A 16,043-nucleotide genomic window follows, 5' to 3' on the forward strand; every position below is an offset into this window, starting at 1 on the left:
AGGCGCTAAGATAGCGGCCAAATTCCGGTAGAATGCGCCCCTTCACAGACAGGTACGTGTGATTTTATGAAAACCACCTTCCTGGATTTTGAGCAGCCCATTGCCGAACTCGAGGCAAAAATCGAAGAACTGCGCTTTGTGCAGGACGATTCGGCTGTCGATATTTCCGAAGAGATTTCGCGGCTGGCCGGCAAGAGCCAGCAGCTGACCAAAGACATCTATGCCAACCTGACCCCGTGGCAGGTTGCGCAAATCGCCCGCCACCCCCAGCGTCCCTACACGCTGGACTACGTGCGCGAGATCTTCACCGATTTCCACGAACTGCACGGCGACCGCACCTTTGCCGACGACCTGTCGATCGTCGGCGGGCTGGCCCGTTTCAACGGCCAGTCGTGCATGGTGATCGGCCACCAGAAGGGCCGTGACACGAAAGAGCGCGCCCTGCGCAATTTCGGCATGCCCAAGCCCGAGGGCTACCGCAAGGCCAAGCGCCTGATGGAACTGGCCGACAAATTCGGCCTGCCGATCTTCACCTTCGTCGATACCCCGGGCGCGTTCCCCGGCATCGACGCGGAGGAGCGCGGCCAGTCGGAAGCCATCGGCCACAACCTGTACGTGATGGCCGGCCTGAAGGTGCCCCTGATCGCCACCATCATCGGTGAAGGCGGTTCGGGCGGCGCGCTGGCGATCGCCGTGGGCGATGTGGTGCAGATGCTGCAATTCGCTACCTACGCCGTGATCTCGCCGGAAGGCTGCGCCTCGATCCTGTGGAAGACCGCCGAGAAGGCACCGGAAGCCGCCGAGGCGCTGGGCCTGACCGCGCACCGCCTGAAGGCGCTGGGCCTGATCGACAAGATCGTCAACGAGCCGCTGGGCGGCGCGCACCGCGATCACAAGGCCATGGCGGCGCTGCTCAAGCGCACGCTGGCCGAGTCGCTGCGCCAGTTCCAGGGCATGAGCATGAAGGAACTGCAGGCGCGCCGCTACGAGCGCCTGCTGGCCTATGGCAAGTTCAAGGAAACCGGCGCCCAGGAGTGATCCGTCCGCCCGGCTGACCGACAAGGTCGCACAGGCCCTGCAGGGCGGTGCGGCCTTTATTGTTTCTGGGAGCGGCGCGCCGGTGATCGCGGTGGCGCTGTCGGGCGGGCGCGATTCGGTTGCGCTGCTGCATGCCGCGTGCGTCGCCACGCAGGGCACGGCGGCGCGCGTGGTGGCGCTGCACGTGCATCACGGCCTGCAGGCTGCTGCCGACGAGTGGGACCGCTTCTGCGAGGCATTGTGCGCGCAGTGGCAGGTTGGTTATTTCGTACGCCGGGTCGCGGTGCAGCCGGCGGCGGGCGAGGGCGTAGAGGCCGCCGCGCGCCGCGCGCGCTATGCCGCGCTGGCGGCGATGTGCGCCGACAGCGGGGCACGGCTGCTGCTGTTCGCGCATCACCAGGATGACCAGGTCGAGACCGTGCTGCTGCGGCTGTTCCGCGGCGCAGGCGTGGCCGGCATGGCCGGCATGCCCGCAATGCGCCCGCTCGATGCGCACGGCGGCGTGATGCTGCTGCGGCCTTGGCTGGACGTGAGCCGCGACGAGATCGATGCCTACTGCGCCGCTAATGCGCTGCGCTGGATCGACGATCCCTCCAATGCTGACGCGCGCTATGCGCGCAACGCCCTGCGCGCGCATCTGCCCGCGCTGGTATCGGCCTTTCCCGCGCTGCGCGCCAACGTGGTCCAGGCAGCGGCGCATTTCGCGCAGGCCAGCGAACTGATCGACCAGCTTGCCGCTGCCGCGCTGGCGCAGCTGGCGCGTCACGGGCGCGATGCCGATACGCTGGCCGAACTCGACCTTGCCGGTTTGCGCGCGTTGCCCGCGGCGCAGGCCGATGCGGTGTTGCGGCTATGGCTGCGCGACCTCGGCACGCGCGCGCCATCGACCGCGCGGCTCGCGGCGATGCGCGCGCAACTGGTCGCGCACGAGGGTGGCGAGCCCGCCATTGCCCATGACGGCCTGGTGCTGCGCCGATTCCGCGAGCGCGTGCTGGCCTGCACGCCGCCGCCTGCGCAACCTCCCGAAGCGGTATTGCTCGACTGGCGCGGCGAAGCCCGCATCGTCGTGCCCGCGTGGCGCGGCGAACTGCGCTTCTTCCGCGACGACAGCTTCGGCGTGCCGGAAGCCGTGTTGCGGCAACCGCTGCGGCTGGCGCCGCGTGCCGGCGGCGAACGCCTGGTGCTGCGCCCCGGCGGCCCGGCGCGCGCGCTCAAGCAGGCCTGCCAGGAGGCTGGCATTCCCGCCTGGCGCCGGGCGTGGCTGCCGCTGCTGTGGGCAGGCGACACCCTTGTGCTTGCCGCCGGACTCGGCATGCACCGCCGCTGGCCGGCCGACACGGCAGCGCCGCGCTGGTGTGTCGAATGGCATGCACAGCCACCGCAAGTGCCGGGCGCGCCGCGCTGAGTGTCATCGCCGTCACCGCGATCCGCCGCGTGGATCACATCGAGAAGCCCGCAACCTCGGTTGCGCCTTGCCTGATAAGCCTTGTTCGTGTATTTTCAACGGCTTTGCACAATCGCTGGCGTCGACAAGAAGATGGCTCTCATCGTTCACAAATACGGCGGCACTTCGATGGGTTCCACGGAACGCATCAAGAATGTCGCCAAGCGCGTTGCCAAGTGGCACCGCGCCGGTCACCGCGTAGTCGTGGTGCCTTCGGCCATGTCGGGCGAAACCAATCGCCTGCTGGGACTCGCCAAGGAAATTTCGCCGCAGCCGAACCCGCGTGAACTGGACATGCTCGCCTCCACCGGCGAACAGGCCAGCGTTGCGCTGCTCGCCATCGCGCTGCATGGCGAGGACATCGATGCGGTCAGCTACACCGGCTGGCAAGTGCCGGTGAAGACCGACTCGTCTTACACCAAGGCGCGTATCGAGTCGATCGACGACGAGCGCATCCTCGGCGACCTCGACGCCGGCCGGGTGGTCGTGATCACCGGCTTCCAGGGCATCGACGACGACGGCAACATCACCACGCTGGGCCGTGGCGGCTCGGACACCTCGGCCGTGGCGATTGCCGCCGCGATCGAAGCCGACGAGTGCCTGATTTACACCGACGTCGACGGCGTGTACACGACCGACCCGCGCGTGGTGGAAGACGCCCGCCGCCTGGACCAGATTACCTTCGAGGAAATGCTGGAAATGGCCAGCCTCGGCTCCAAGGTGCTGCAGATCCGCTCCGTGGAGTTCGCCGGCAAGTACCGCGTGAAGACCCGCGTGCTGTCGTCGCTGACCGACCCGCTTATGCCGCTCGAGCAGGAAATGCACTCGGGCACGCTGATCACTTTTGAGGAAGAGTCTGAAATGGAAGCAGCCGTCATCTCCGGCATCGCCTTTGCCCGTGACGAGGCCAAGATCACCGTTCTCGGCGTGCCGGACAAGCCGGGCATCGCCTACCAGATCCTGGGCCCGATCGCCGACGCCAACATCGACGTCGACATGATCATCCAGAACCAGTCCGTTGACGGCAAGACCGACTTCACCTTCACCGTGCCGCGCGCCGATTACCAGCGTGCGCTGGCGATCCTGAACGACGGCGTGAAGACGCATATCGGCGCCGGCAGCGTGTCGGGCGACCCGAAGGTGTCGAAGGTGTCCGTGGTCGGCGTGGGCATGCGCTCGCACGTCGGCATCGCCAGCAAGATGTTCCGCACGCTGTCGGAAGAGGGCATCAACATCCAGATGATCTCCACCTCGGAAATCAAGATCTCGGTGCTGATCGACGAGAAGTACATGGAACTGGCCGTGCGCGCCCTGCACAAGGCCTTCGAACTGGAACAGGCGTAATCCGTTCGTAAGCATTTTCTGGCGACGCTGCAGATTTTGTGTTGAGTCATAGATTTTTTCATTGACCAACCTGCGTGGCGTCGCTAGAATACGCGCTTCGTTGTGTGGCTCCCTCACACAACGCAAGTTTGGGAGACGTGGCCGAGAGGTCGAAGGCACTCCCCTGCTAAGGGAGCATCTGGGCCAAAACCTGGATCGAGGGTTCGAATCCCTCCGTCTCCGCCAGCAATGGCGGCGAACCCCGGAAGATCGCGGTCTTCCGGGGTTTTGTTTTTTGTGGCGCCGGTTTTTGCAGCGCCACTCTTTGTGGTCCGCTGCAACGACCAGCCGGTGAAGTCATGCACCGCTACGTGCAATTTTCCCGATACGCCTGCTCCAGCTCCTTGCGCGACTTGTCGCGCTCGATCTTGGGGATCGTGCGACCCTGCGCGGTCTGCGTAGCGGCGCCGGACGACTGGTACGTGCGCTTCTTGGACGTGGCGTTGTACTGCTCTTTCAGCGACTCGCACTTGTCGCGCGTTATCTGGTCGGGGTCGAGGGTGGGTGTCGACGGCGCGCGGTAGGGATTGCTGCCTTCCTGCACCGCTTCCGAGATGGCACCCGCGGCGCCCGTTGGCGGGGATTGCTGGGCCTGGGCTGCCGAGACGCTGCCCAGGGCCAGCAATCCGGTCACCAGCCATCTTGTCGATATTGGCATTTTTGTCCCTCCTCGATCGCTGGGCAGCCAGCCGGCTTCCATGACAACCATCATATGTGCCGTGCCCGGAATTACCAGAACCCAATGGCGCCGGCATCGACGGACCGGGCCTGCGTGTCAGGGAGGGGCAGGGAAGGGCCGTGGCACGCTGCCAGGCCGCGATTTGCGTTCTGGCCTTGCCTGCCATAAACCTAGGTCAGGGACGCGCTTAAAGCGCCTCCAGGACTTCAGGGGACGTCAATGAGTGTGCTGATGCTTTCGAACGTCGACATGGAAACCACCGACGACGAGATCCGCGAGTTCCTTATCCGCTACGGCTTCCCGGCGTTCGACGAGATCGAGCGCCTGCCGGGAGATGGATCTCGCCCGGCGGTCGCGGTGCATTTCAATGCGGTGGAGGGTGCCGCGCTGCGGATGCTGCAGCCGCGCATCAATCATTTGTTCTGGAAGAAGCGCCAGGTTGATGCGATGGTGCTCAACGAGCGCTTCGAATAGGCGGGGGTGGAGAGGAAGGGCGCCTGCGGGCGGGATGTCCCGCAGGCTGCAGGCTGGGCCTGCCGGGTGCCGGTACTTAGCCGACGAAGGCCTTTTCCAGCACGAAGTGGCCGGGCTCGCTCATATTGCCTTCCTCGAAGCCACGCTCTTCCAGCATGACACGGATTTCCTTGAGCATGTCGGGGCTGCCGCACAGCATCAGGCGGTCGTTCTCGGTCGAGAACGGGGGCAAGCCCAGGCGCTCGAACATCTCGCCCGACTCGATCAGTTCGGTAATGCGGCCGCGCGTGTGGAAGTCTTCGCGGGTGACCGTGGGGAAGTAGACCAGCTTCTCGCGCACCATCTCGCCCAGGTACTCGTGCTCGGGCAGGTGCTCGTTCAGCAACTGCTGGTAGGCCAGTTCCTCGACAAAGCGGCAGGTGTGGGTCAGCACGATCTTGTCGTAGCGCGCATACACCTCGGGATCGCGGATGATCGACAGGAACGGGGCCAGGCCGGTGCCGGTGGCAAGCAGCCACAGGGTCTTGCCGGGCAGCAGGTTTTCAACCAGCAGGGTGCCGGTGGGCTTCTTGCCGACAAAAATCTGGTCGCCTTCGCGCAAGTGCTGCAGGCGCGACGTCAGCGGGCCATCCGGCACCTTGATGCTGAAAAATTCCAGGGTTTCTTCATAGTTGGCGCTGGCGATGCTGTAGGCACGCAGCAGCGGGCGGCCGTTGACTTCCAGGCCGACCATGGCGAACTGGCCGTTTTCGAAGCGGAAACCCGGGTCGCGCGTGCAGGTGAAGCTGAACAGCGTGTCGGTCCAGTGGTGAACGGAGAGGATGGATTGCTGGTAGAGATTGCTCATCGGAGAAAGCGCGAAGGCCCGCGGGCAAGCCGCCGGGAAGGATGGTGACCGGACATGTGCGCCTGTCGGCGGTTACCGGCAAGGCGGCGGATCACGGGAACGCAATGATCCACTTCGTCGCGTATTGTAAATCGGTAGCGCCGGGCGTGCCCGGACCGCGATGACGGAACCCCGCGCGGGATAGGGTTATGCGCAGCGATGAAATGCGAAATTTCATTTCTGAAATTCGCATGCGCGGGTTTGCGTGGCGAAACCTTGCCGAATCAACGGAATCCGCGTTGGCCCGCTTTTTGCGCTCCGAGACCCGCCGCACGTCAAAGCCGTCGTGCCGGCACAGCCGCCGTGACCCGACGATCGCATTGCGTTGCAGGGCAGGCCCCTTGGTCTTGAACAGGATTGCACCGCGATGTACTACGGAACCAACGCAGCCGGCGCGGATGGCTGCGCGCCTGGCGCAGACGCCAGCCAGCCACATGCCGGCCACCACCACGAAGATCGTTGCGGCGGCAAGCCGGCGCAGCCGCGCATTAACTGGGCCTGGGCGAGCGTGACCAGGCATGACGACTGGATGGATTCACACACCCCGTTTGCGCAGTTCGCGCATCTCGACTAGCCGCCGGCCACGGCCCCTGCCGTGGCGCTGTCCCTTCGACTCACCCGAGCCGCCGTGCCGCCGGCGCGGCGTCTCAGTTGCCTTGTGCGTGCCATGAACTACGCTCCCATCAAATCGCTGCTGATTGCCAACCGTTCCGAGATCTCGATCCGCGTGATGCGCGCCGCGGCCGAGATGAATATCCGGACCGTGGCGATCTATTCCAAGGAAGACCGCCTAGCGCTGCATCGCTTCAAGGCCGACGAAAGCTACCTAGTCGGCGAGGGCAAGAAGCCGCTGGCGGCTTATCTGGATATCGACGACATCCTGCGCATCGCGCGCCAGGCAAAGGTCGATGCGATCCATCCGGGCTACGGCTTCCTGTCGGAGAATCCGGACTTCGCGCAGGCCGTGATCGACGCGGGCATCCGCTGGGTCGGCCCGTCGCCCGAGGTCATGCGCAAGCTCGGCAACAAGGTGGCCGCGCGCAACGCGGCGATCGAGGCGGGCGTGCCGGTGATGCCGGCCACGGACCCGCTGCCGCATGACCTGGAAGCCTGCAAGCGGCTGGCCGCGGGCATCGGCTACCCGCTGATGCTCAAGGCGAGCTGGGGCGGCGGCGGGCGCGGCATGCGCATCCTGGAGAGCGAGCAGGACCTGGAGGGCTCGCTGGCCGCGGCGCGGCGCGAGGCGCTGGCAGCGTTCGGCAACGACGAGGTCTATGTCGAGAAGCTGGTGCGCAACGCGCGGCACGTCGAAGTGCAGGCACTCGGCGACACGCACGGCAACCTGGTGCACCTGTACGAGCGCGACTGTACCGTGCAGCGCCGCAACCAGAAGGTGGTGGAGCGCGCGCCCGCGCCTTACCTCGACGATGCCGGCCGGGCAGAGTTGTGCGAAGCGGCGATGCGGCTGATGCGCGCGGTCGGCTATACCCATGCCGGCACGGTCGAGTTCCTGATGGATGCCGATTCCGGCCAGTTCTACTTCATCGAAGTCAACCCGCGCATCCAGGTCGAGCACACGGTCACCGAGATGGTCACCGGGGTCGATATCGTCAAGGCGCAGATCCGGATCACGGAAGGCGGCCATATCGGCATGACCGAGAACACGCGCAACGAGAACGGCGAGATCGTCGTGCGCGCCGCGGGCGTGCCGGTCCAAGAGGATATCCACCTGAACGGCCACGCGTTGCAGTGCCGGATCACGACCGAGGACCCCGAGAACGGCTTCCTGCCGGACTACGGCCGTCTCACCGCGTATCGCAGCGCCGCGGGCTTTGGCGTGCGGCTGGACGCCGGCACTGCCTACGGCGGCGCGGTGATCACGCCGTACTACGACTCGCTGCTGGTCAAGGTCACCACCTGGGCGCCGACCGCGCCCGAGTCGATCCGGCGCATGGACCGCGCGCTGCGCGAGTTCCGCATCCGCGGCGTGGCCTCCAACCTGCAGTTCCTCGAGAACGTCATCAACCATCCCGCGTTTCGCGCCGGCGATGTCACCACGCGCTTTATCGACAAGACGCCGGAACTGCTGGAATTCACCAAGCGCCTGGACCGCGCCACCAAGCTGCTGCGCTACCTGGGCGAGATCAGCGTCAACGGCCACACGGAAATGTCCGGCCGCACGCTGCCCCCGTTGCCGTTGCCCCGGCCGGTGCTGCCTGCGGTCGACAACAGCGGGGCGCTGCCCTACGGCACGCGCGACCGGCTGCGCGAACTCGGCGCGGAAAAATTCTCGCGCTGGATGCTCGAGCAGAAGCAGGTCCTGCTGACCGACACCACGATGCGTGACGCGCACCAGTCGCTGTTCGCCACGCGCATGCGCACTGCCGACATGCTGCCGATCGCGCCGTTCTATGCGCGCGAACTGTCGCAGCTGTTCTCGCTGGAGTGCTGGGGCGGCGCGACCTTCGACGTGGCGCTGCGCTTCCTCAAGGAAGACCCGTGGCAGCGCCTTGAGCAATTGCGCGAGCGCGTGCCAAACGTGCTATTCCAGATGCTGCTGCGCGGCTCCAATGCGGTGGGCTACACCAACTATGCGGACAACGTGGTGCGCTTCTTCGTGCGCCAGGCCGCCAGCGCCGGCGTGGATGTGTTCCGGGTGTTCGATTCGCTCAACTGGGTGCGCAATATGCGCGTGGCGATCGATGCCGTCGGCGAAAGCGGCGCGCTGTGCGAAGGCGCGATCTGCTATACCGGCGACCTGTTCGATCCCAAGCGCTCCAAGTACGACCTGAAGTACTACGTCGGCATCGCGCGCGAGCTGCAGCAGGCAGGCGTGCATGTGCTGGGCATCAAGGACATGGCGGGCATCTGCCGTCCGCAGGCCGCGGCCGCGCTGGTCAAGGCGCTCAAGGAAGAAACCGGGCTGCCGGTGCATTTCCATACGCACGACACCAGCGGCATCTCGGCAGCGTCGGCACTGGCCGCGATCGAAGCCGGCTGCGATGCGGTGGACGGCGCGCTCGATGCGATGAGCGGGCTGACCTCGCAGCCCAACCTGTCGAGTATCGCCGCGGCGCTGGCCGGCAGCGAGCGCGATCCGGGCCTGAGCCTGGAACGGCTGCATGAAGCCTCGATGTACTGGGAAGGGGTGCGCCGCTACTACGCGCCATTCGAATCCGAGATCCGCGCCGGCACCGCAGACGTGTACCGCCACGAGATGCCTGGTGGCCAGTACACCAACCTGCGCGAGCAGGCGCGCTCGCTTGGCATCGAGCATCGCTGGACCGAGGTGTCGCAGGCGTACGCCGAGGTCAACCAGATGTTCGGCGATATCGTCAAAGTGACGCCGACCTCCAAGGTGGTAGGCGACATGGCGCTGATGATGGTGGCCAACGACATGAGCGCCGCGGACGTGTGCGACCCGGCCAAGGAAATCGCGTTCCCGGAATCGGTGGTCTCGCTGTTCAAGGGCGAACTTGGCTTCCCGCCCGATGGCTTCCCCGCGGAACTGTCGCGCAAGGTGCTGCGCGGCGAACCGCCCGCACCGTACCGGCCCGGTGACCAGATCCCGCCGGTCGACCTCGATGCCGCGCGCGCTGCTGCGGAAGCGGCCTGCGAGCAGCCGCTCGACGATCGCCAGCTGGCGTCGTACCTGATGTACCCGAAGCAGGCCGTGGATTACCACGCGCACGTGCGCAACTACAGCGACACCTCGGTGGTGCCGACGCCGGCATTCCTGTACGGCCTGCAGCCGCAGGAAGAAGTGGCCATCGACATCGCCGCGGGCAAGACGCTGCTGGTTTCGCTGCAAGGCACGCACCCCGATGCCGAGGAAGGCCGCCTCAAGGTCCAGTTCGAACTGAACGGCCAATCGCGCACGGCATTGGTTGAGCAGCGCATTGCCACGCAAGCGGGATCCGCGCGCCAGAGCCGTCCGGTGGCCGAGCCCGACAACCCGCTGCATATCGCGGCGCCGATGCCGGGCTCGATCGTGACCGTGGCGGTGCAGCCGGGGCAGCGCGTGGCCGCGGGCACGACGCTGCTGGCGCTGGAGGCGATGAAGATGGAAACCCATATCGCCGCCGACCGCGACTGCGAGATCGCGGTGGTGCATGTGAAGCAGGGCGACCGGGTGGCGGCGAAGGACCTGCTGATCGAGCTGAAGCCGTCGGAGTGAGGTGAGGGACGGGCGGCAACTGCTCGGGTTGCCGCCTTCACTTCTGGCGCGTCAGATCGCGCCGGCCGCCGCCAGGGCCTCGATCGAGCCGCTCGACCAGCTGCTCGCGTGTCATGCCCCGCAGATGCCGGCCGATCTCCTGGTCCAGTCCGGCACCATTGGCGACGCGCAGGAGGTTTGAGTTGAAGCGCTCGTTCGCAAAGGGTGAGCTACGTTCCCAACCGCTTCCGAAGCGCGTCAGAAGAAAAAGCAGCGCAAGGTGGCAAGCTGGCAGTCTCGCCACCTTCCGGCGTCAGAAAATCTGCCGGATACCCACGGTGACGCCGACCATGCTCTTTTGTCCCGCCATCGTCGGGTAGCGGAAGGCATAGGCGGTGGCGGCGCTGTCGAAGCTCAGCCCGCCGTTGCGGGCGTAGCCGGCCGACAGGTACACGTCGGTGCGCTTGCTGAAATTGTAGTCGGCGATAAAGCTGACCTGTTGCATGTTGGGCGGGTTGGTTTCGGCCGAGGTCGGGGTCGAGGCTACGCGGGCGCCTTTGACGTCCGCGTAGTAGTAGGCGAGCGACAGCCCCAGCGCCGGCGTGGCCTGGTAGTTGATGCCGGCCCACCAGTAGTCGTCACGCAGCAGGGTGTTGCCGTTGGCGAACTCGGCCTTGTTGTAGCGGTAGCCCAGCGTGAACTTGAACGGTCCGGTGTTGTACAGCGCCGCCGCGCCGAGCTTGGTCATGGTGCCGGGCTGGCCGGTTGTCGCGGCCGGGCGCCATACGTCGGCGGCGATCGACGCGCCGAAGCCGCTGCCGTTCAGGTACATCAGCGAGGCGCCGTAGGCGGTGTTGTCGCTGAAATGCCCCGGCACTTCGCCGGCGCCGCCGTTGGCCAGGAGGATGCTGGCATTCTGCACCGCCACGCCGGTGCCGAACGACCAGTGTGCCACTGCCTGCAGCGGGCCGAACTGGCCGGTGTACTTCACCATATTGTCTTCGCGGTAGTTCAGGCCCATCCACCAGATGCCCGGCTCGTAGGTGGCGGCGAAGCGCATCGGCGCGAAGTTGGCCATGCCTTCGAAAAACGAGGTGTACTGGCGGCCGAAGGTCAGCTTGCCGATGCCCTTGCTCTGCATCCCGATGAAGGACTGGCGGTTGAACAGCGGCGCGCTTTGCAGTTGGCCCGAGTCCCACTGGAAGCCGCTTTCCAGCACGAACAGCACCTGGTTGCCGGCGCCGAGGTCTTCCACGCCGCGCAGGCCCCAGCGCGAGGCGCTCAGACCGCCCACGCTGGGCATGCCGAAGCGTTTGCCGCCCTGGGTGGGCGTGGTGGCCGATGCCGCCACCCGGTTGACGTATTCGATCGATCCGTCGATGACCCCATACAGCGTCACGCCGGACTGTGCATTGGCGGCGCCAGACGCTGCGCCAAGCACGGCCAGGGTGATAAGCGATTTCCTCATGCTAAGTCGTCTCCTGTCGGTTTTGTCGTTTCGGTACCCGGGTGCGATGCCCGGGCCAGCACCCATTAGACCTGTGTGCGTGCCGCCATACCCCATCCCAAAAGGAGTGGTTCGGGGACTGTTGCAACGGGACACAAGCTGCTGGCAGGAGCGGTTTCCCATTGAGATGAATCGATGTGACTGAACGCGGTATCAGTCGTTGGACTGCACCGGCCAAAAGAAACAGGGCCCCGCAAGCGGGGCCCTGTCGGGCACAGCAAAACCGTCTGCTTACTGCACGTTGCCCGCGACCGCGATCACCTGGCCGGTGATGTAGTTCGAATCGGGCGAGCAGAACAGGTACACGCCGCCTGCCGCTTCCTCTGGCGTGCCGCCGCGGCCGAGTGGGTTGCGCTGGGCGTGAGACTTGAGCATTTCCGGGTTCAGGCCCACGCGGATCTCGCGGCCTTCGATGTTCACCGTGGCGCCGGCATGCGCGTCGGCCGAGGTCATGCGGGTGTGGATCAGGCCGAAGGCCACCGCGTTCACGTTGACGTTGAAGCGGCCCCATTCGCGCGCCATGGCGCGGGTCATGCCGATCACGCCGGCCTTGGCGCCGGAGTAGTTGATTTGGCCGGCGTTGCCGTTCAGGCCGGACGTCGACGAGATATTGACGATCTTGCGGTACACCTCTCGGCCGGCTTCCTTGTCGGCTGCCGACAGCGCCTTGATATGCGGGTAGGCGGCGCGCAGGATGCGGAACGGCGCGGTCATGTGGCAGTCCAGGATGGCGTACCACTGCTCGTCGCTCATCTTCTGCACCACATCGTCCCAGGTGAAGCCGGCGTTGTTGACGATGATGTCGATGCTCTTGAAGTTGCTCATCGCCGTGTTGATGAAGCGGTCGGCGAAATCCGGCGCGGTCACGTTGCCCACGCATGCCACCGCTTCCACGCCCATCGCCTTCAGTTCTTCCACCGTCTGCTGCGCGGGTTCGGCGTCGAGGTCATTGATGACCAGGCGCGCGCCTTCGCGCGCCAGGCGCTTGGCGATTGCATTGCCGATGCCGCGGCCCGAACCGGTGACCAGTGCCACCTTGCCTTCAAGTGCTCCCATTGCTGACTCCTTTGTGCTCGATTGGATTTACAGGGCGACGACGGCGTCGCCGAGGATCTTGGTTTCGCCGTACTGGTTGGCGGTCTGGATTTCCAGCTTGATGTGCTGTTCTTTGCCATTCGGGCCGTCCACTTCCAGCTTTTCGACCACGCGGCCGCTGCAGGTGATGCGATGGCCCAGGTGCGTGATGCCGACAAAGCGCACGCCGAACTGGCGCAGCTGGCGCTGGTCGACCCACTGCGTCAGCAGGCGGCCGAGGTATGCCATCGACAGCATGCCGTGCGCAAACACATCCGGCATGCCGGCCTTGCGTGCGTAGTCGGTATCGATATGGATGGCGTTGTGGTCGTTCGACGCGCCGGCGAACAGCGCCAGCGTGGTGCGGTTGACTGGTTCCAGCGTCAGCGGCGGCAGGGTGTCGCCCACCTTGACCTGGTCGAAGCTCAGTTTGCTCATGTGGGGTCTCCCGTTCAGCCGTTGCGTTGCACCAGTACGCTGCGCAGGTCGGCCACGTGCTCGCCATCCTGGTTGGTCACGCGCGTGATGCGTTCGACAAAGTCCAGCGCGCCGCCTTTCTTGTCGTAGATGTCGGAGATGGTGGTCTTGAAGTGCAGCGTGTCGCCGGCATAAGCCATGCGGTGATAGGTGAAGGACTGCTCGCCGTGCAGGATGCGCTCGACCTTGATGCCAAGCTCGTCGCGCCAGCCGCTGGGCGGGTTGACCAGCTCAAGCGAGAACAGGAAGGTCGGCGGCAGCGGCAGGCCGGGGTGGCCGGCGTCGCGCGCCGCGGCTTCATCGATATAGACCGGATCGGTCTGGCCGGTGGCCTTGGCGAAGAAGCGCAACTGGCTGGCCGGCGCGGACGTGCGGAAATCCGCGACGACCTTGCCGATGTGCTTTTTGTCGATCATGAGAAGTCTCCTTGGATGCGCGCGATCAGGCGTGCTTCTGGTACAGGGTCACCACGCAGGCGCCGCCCAGGCCCAGGTTGTGCGTCAGCGCCAGGCGCGCGCCTTCCACCTGGCGCTTGCCGGCCGTGCCGCGCAGCTGCTGGACCATCTCGAAGCACTGCGCCAGCCCGGTGGCACCCAGCGGATGGCCCTTGGACAGCAGGCCGCCCGACGGATTGACCACCCACTTGCCGCCATAGGTGTTGTCGCCGTTGTTGACCAGCTTCTCGGCGCCGCCTTCCTCGCACAGGCCAAGGCCTTCATAGGTCAGCAGCTCGTTCTGCGCGAAGCAGTCGTGCAGTTCGATCACGTCGATATCCTGCGGGCCGACGCCGGCCTGCTCGTACACCAGCTGCGAGCCTTCGCGCGTCATGTCGAAGCCGACCACACGGATCATGTCGCGCGCGTCGTAGGTGCTGGGGCGGTCGGTAGTCAGGGACTGGCCGGCGATCAGCACATCTGTCTTCAGTCCCTTCCTGCGCGCGAATTCCTCCGACACCACGATCGCGGCCGCCGCGCCGCAGGTCGGCGGGCACGCCATCAGGCGCGTCAGCACGCCTTCCCACAGTGCCGGCGCGGCCAGCACATCTTCGGGAGTCATGACGTTGCGGAACACGGCCAGCGGGTTGTTGGCGGCATGGCGGCTGGCCTTGGCGCGGATCTTGGCGAAGGTTTCCAGCCTGGTGCCGTACTTGTCCATATGCGCCTTGCCGGCCCCCGAGAACTGGCGGATGGCGTTGGGCAGGTCCTTGCGCTCGACCAGTTCGTCGACCAGGTCGAGCGCGCGCTCCAGCGCCGGGGCGCGGTCGTCCCAGCGCGACCTGAGCGCGCCGGGCTGCATGTACTCGAAGCCGACCGCCAGCGCGCAATCCACGGCACCGCTCTGCACGGCCTGGCGCGCCAGGAACAGCGCGGTCGAGCCGGTGGCGCAGTTGTTGTTGACGTTGACCACCGGGATGCCAGTCATGCCGACCTGGTACAGCGCCTTCTGGCCGCAGGTGGAGTCGCCGTAGACGTAGCCGGCGTAGGCCTGCTGCACGTCGTCGTAGCTCAGCCCGGCGTCTTCCAGCGCCTGGCGCACGGCCGTGGCGCCCATCACGTCATAGGTGTCGCTGCTGCCCGGCTTCTTGAACGGGATCATGCCGGCGCCGGCGACGAAAACCTTGCGAGTCATGTGTGTCCTCCGATGGATGTTCTGGATGGTCTGGCGTTACAGCTTGCGCGAGATCAGTTCGCGCATCACTTCGCTGGTGCCGCCGTAGATGCGCGTGACGCGCGAATCGGCAAAGGCGCGCGCCACCGGGTACTCGAGCATGTAACCGTAGCCGCCGTGCAGCTGCACCATCTGGTCCAGCGCCTGGCCCAGCGCCTCGGTCGCATACAGCTTGGCCACCGCGGCTTCTTCCAGCGTCAGGCGGCGGCGGATGTGCTCGCCCAGGTAGTGGTCGATCATCAGGCGCACGGCGATGGCCTGCGCCTTGATGTCGGCCAGCTTGAACTTGGTGTTCTGGAAGTCCCACACGGTCTGGTTGAAGGCCTTGCGGTCCTTGACGTAGGCCAGCGTGTGCTCCAGCGAAACTTCGAGCTTGGCCGCGGCGCTGATGGCGATCGACAGGCGTTCCTGCGGCAGTTCGGCCATCAGGTAGCCGAAGCCCTTGCCTTCCTCGCCGAGCAGGTTGGCCACCGGCACGCGCACGTTGTCGAAGAACAGCTCGGCGGTGTCCTGCGCGTGCTGGCCGACCTTGTCGAGCTTGCGGCCGCGGCGGAAGCCTTCGCGGTCGGCTTCGACCACGATCAGGCTGACGCCGCGAGAGCCGGCGGTGGGGTCGGTCTTGCAGACCATGATGATCAGGTCTGCATTCAGGCCGTTGGAGATGAAGGTCTTGCTGCCGTTGATGACGTATTCGTCGCCCTCGCGGATCGCGGTGGTGCGGATCGCCTTGAGGTCGCTGCCGGTGCCGGGCTCGGTCATGCCGATCGCCAGGATGTATTCGCCCGAGCAGACCTTGGGCAGCCAGCGCTGCTTCTGTTCCTCGTTGCCGATGCGGGCGATGTACGGCGCAATGATGTCGGAATGCACGCCGAAGCCCGGGCCGCTGATGCCGGCGCGCGCCTGCTCTTCGTTGAAGATGGCGGAATGGCCGAAGTCGCCGCCGCCGCCGCCGTATTCGGTCGGCAGCGTCACGCACAGCAGGCCTTCGCGGCCGGCCTTGAGCCAGGTTTCGCGATCGACCTTGCCGGCCTTGTCCCACTCGGCCTGGCGCGGCAGGCACTCGCGTTCGAGGAAGCGGCGCACCGTGGTGCGGAACATCTCGTGGTCGTCGCGGAAGATGGTGCGTTGGATTTCCATGGAGGTCTCCGTATGTCTGCCCGCAAGTGGCGCCCGCGGCTTGCGGTCTGCGGCGTGACGAGTTTTCTGGAAAAGCGGTTCGGGCACAGGTCGCCGGCTGGTTGCGGGCCGGGCCACTGG

15 protein-coding genes and 1 tRNA gene are annotated in these 16,043 nt (G+C 65.8%); 7 read left to right on the top strand and 9 right to left on the bottom strand.

The features are described 5' to 3' along the window. Positions 1–66 precede the first annotated feature (66 nt). The 4 genes from CTP10_RS05475 to CTP10_RS05490 all read left to right on the top strand — a co-directional run bounded on the left by CTP10_RS05475 (position 67) and on the right by CTP10_RS05490 (position 4,051). Positions 67–1,038, top strand: coding sequence for an acetyl-CoA carboxylase carboxyltransferase subunit alpha (locus tag CTP10_RS05475; protein ID WP_116317672.1), 972 nt, complete (start codon positions 67–69; stop codon positions 1,036–1,038). Next, on the top strand, positions 1,004–2,443 hold the full coding sequence (tilS, locus tag CTP10_RS05480; protein ID WP_199414508.1) for a tRNA lysidine(34) synthetase TilS: 1,440 nt from the start codon (positions 1,004–1,006) through the stop codon (positions 2,441–2,443). Before CTP10_RS05475 ends, tilS begins: the two co-directional genes overlap by 35 nt. A 132-nt stretch (positions 2,444–2,575) precedes the next feature. Continuing rightward, complete coding sequence (locus CTP10_RS05485) at positions 2,576–3,826, top strand: aspartate kinase (protein WP_116317873.1); 1,251 nt, start codon at positions 2,576–2,578, stop codon at positions 3,824–3,826. A 131-nt stretch (positions 3,827–3,957) separates the two neighbouring features. Continuing rightward, a tRNA-Ser gene (locus CTP10_RS05490) sits at positions 3,958–4,051 on the top strand. A 121-nt stretch (positions 4,052–4,172) separates the two neighbouring features. Here the strand turns inward: CTP10_RS05490 and CTP10_RS05495 are convergent. After that, positions 4,173–4,523, bottom strand: coding sequence for a hypothetical protein (locus tag CTP10_RS05495; RefSeq protein WP_116317673.1), 351 nt, complete (start codon positions 4,521–4,523; stop codon positions 4,173–4,175). Between the two features lie 240 nt (positions 4,524–4,763). Between CTP10_RS05495 and CTP10_RS05500 the strand changes: the two genes are divergently transcribed. Further along, the gene (locus CTP10_RS05500) at positions 4,764–5,018 is read left to right on the top strand and encodes an RNA-binding protein (RefSeq protein WP_116317674.1); all 255 of its coding nucleotides are present in this window, start codon (positions 4,764–4,766) and stop codon (positions 5,016–5,018) included. Positions 5,019–5,094: 76 nt separating this feature from the next. On the opposite strand, the gene CTP10_RS05505 is transcribed toward CTP10_RS05500, so the two are convergent. Together CTP10_RS05505 and CTP10_RS05510 are read right to left on the bottom strand one after the other, a co-directional pair. After that, positions 5,095–5,865: a ferredoxin--NADP reductase gene (locus CTP10_RS05505; protein WP_116317675.1), complete on the bottom strand. Its 771-nt coding sequence runs from the start codon at positions 5,863–5,865 to the stop codon at positions 5,095–5,097. 91 nt (positions 5,866–5,956) lie between these two features. Beyond that, the gene (locus tag CTP10_RS05510) at positions 5,957–6,424 is read right to left on the bottom strand and encodes a hypothetical protein (protein WP_147316182.1); all 468 of its coding nucleotides are present in this window, start codon (positions 6,422–6,424) and stop codon (positions 5,957–5,959) included. Between the two features lie 147 nt (positions 6,425–6,571). Between CTP10_RS05510 and CTP10_RS05515 the strand changes: the two genes are divergently transcribed. Further along, positions 6,572–10,081 carry a pyruvate carboxylase gene (locus CTP10_RS05515; protein WP_116317677.1) on the top strand — a complete coding sequence of 1,170 codons (3,510 nt, stop codon included), beginning with the start codon at positions 6,572–6,574 and terminating at the stop codon, positions 10,079–10,081. 28 nt (positions 10,082–10,109) lie between these two features. Next, positions 10,110–10,262 (top strand): hypothetical protein, encoded by a 153-nt coding sequence (locus CTP10_RS05520; RefSeq protein ID WP_158577633.1) that lies wholly within the window; start codon positions 10,110–10,112, stop codon positions 10,260–10,262. A gap of 111 nt (positions 10,263–10,373) precedes the next feature. On the opposite strand, the gene CTP10_RS05525 is transcribed toward CTP10_RS05520, so the two are convergent. The 6 genes from CTP10_RS05525 to CTP10_RS05550 form a co-directional block, all read right to left on the bottom strand. Then, entirely contained in the window at positions 10,374–11,528 is a 1,155-nt protein-coding gene (locus CTP10_RS05525) for a porin (RefSeq protein ID WP_116317678.1), read from the bottom strand. A gap of 270 nt (positions 11,529–11,798) precedes the next feature. Next, positions 11,799–12,623: an SDR family NAD(P)-dependent oxidoreductase gene (locus tag CTP10_RS05530; RefSeq protein WP_116317679.1), complete on the bottom strand. Its 825-nt coding sequence runs from the start codon at positions 12,621–12,623 to the stop codon at positions 11,799–11,801. Positions 12,624–12,650: 27 nt separating this feature from the next. Beyond that, positions 12,651–13,079: a MaoC family dehydratase gene (locus CTP10_RS05535; RefSeq protein ID WP_116317680.1), complete on the bottom strand. Its 429-nt coding sequence runs from the start codon at positions 13,077–13,079 to the stop codon at positions 12,651–12,653. Between the two features lie 14 nt (positions 13,080–13,093). Then, a complete protein-coding gene (locus CTP10_RS05540) occupies positions 13,094–13,534 on the bottom strand; it encodes a MaoC family dehydratase N-terminal domain-containing protein (protein ID WP_116317681.1) in 441 nt (146 codons plus the stop codon). Between the two features lie 25 nt (positions 13,535–13,559). After that, complete coding sequence (locus CTP10_RS05545; RefSeq protein WP_116317682.1) at positions 13,560–14,747, bottom strand: lipid-transfer protein; 1,188 nt, start codon at positions 14,745–14,747, stop codon at positions 13,560–13,562. Between the two features lie 36 nt (positions 14,748–14,783). Beyond that, complete coding sequence (locus CTP10_RS05550; protein WP_116317683.1) at positions 14,784–15,923, bottom strand: acyl-CoA dehydrogenase family protein; 1,140 nt, start codon at positions 15,921–15,923, stop codon at positions 14,784–14,786. Positions 15,924–16,043: the final 120 nt, after the last annotated feature.

This window comes from Cupriavidus sp. P-10 (genome assembly GCF_003402535.2).
Classification (GTDB): domain Bacteria; phylum Pseudomonadota; class Gammaproteobacteria; order Burkholderiales; family Burkholderiaceae; genus Cupriavidus.

Bases quoted from the DNA above. Each gene is read 5' to 3' on its own strand.
- CTP10_RS05525 (WP_116317678.1), bottom strand. From the start codon at position 11,528: ATGAGGAAATCGCTTATCACCCTGGCCGTGCTTGGCGCAGCGTCTGGC.
- CTP10_RS05510 (WP_147316182.1), bottom strand. From the start codon at position 6,424: ATGCCTGGTCACGCTCGCCCAGGCCCAGTTAATGCGCGGCTGCGCCGG.
- CTP10_RS05535 (WP_116317680.1), bottom strand. From the start codon at position 13,079: ATGAGCAAACTGAGCTTCGACCAGGTCAAGGTGGGCGACACCCTGCCG.
- CTP10_RS05475 (WP_116317672.1), top strand. From the start codon at position 67: ATGAAAACCACCTTCCTGGATTTTGAGCAGCCCATTGCCGAACTCGAG.
- CTP10_RS05530 (WP_116317679.1), bottom strand. From the start codon at position 12,623: ATGGGAGCACTTGAAGGCAAGGTGGCACTGGTCACCGGTTCGGGCCGC.
- CTP10_RS05505 (WP_116317675.1), bottom strand. From the start codon at position 5,865: ATGAGCAATCTCTACCAGCAATCCATCCTCTCCGTTCACCACTGGACC.
- CTP10_RS05550 (WP_116317683.1), bottom strand. From the start codon at position 15,923: ATGGAAATCCAACGCACCATCTTCCGCGACGACCACGAGATGTTCCGC.
- CTP10_RS05540 (WP_116317681.1), bottom strand. From the start codon at position 13,534: ATGATCGACAAAAAGCACATCGGCAAGGTCGTCGCGGATTTCCGCACG.
- CTP10_RS05545 (WP_116317682.1), bottom strand. From the start codon at position 14,747: ATGACTCGCAAGGTTTTCGTCGCCGGCGCCGGCATGATCCCGTTCAAG.
- CTP10_RS05495 (WP_116317673.1), bottom strand. From the start codon at position 4,523: ATGCCAATATCGACAAGATGGCTGGTGACCGGATTGCTGGCCCTGGGC.
- CTP10_RS05485 (WP_116317873.1), top strand. From the start codon at position 2,576: ATGGCTCTCATCGTTCACAAATACGGCGGCACTTCGATGGGTTCCACG.
- tilS (WP_199414508.1), top strand. From the start codon at position 1,004: ATGGCAAGTTCAAGGAAACCGGCGCCCAGGAGTGATCCGTCCGCCCGG.
- CTP10_RS05500 (WP_116317674.1), top strand. From the start codon at position 4,764: ATGAGTGTGCTGATGCTTTCGAACGTCGACATGGAAACCACCGACGAC.
- CTP10_RS05515 (WP_116317677.1), top strand. From the start codon at position 6,572: ATGAACTACGCTCCCATCAAATCGCTGCTGATTGCCAACCGTTCCGAG.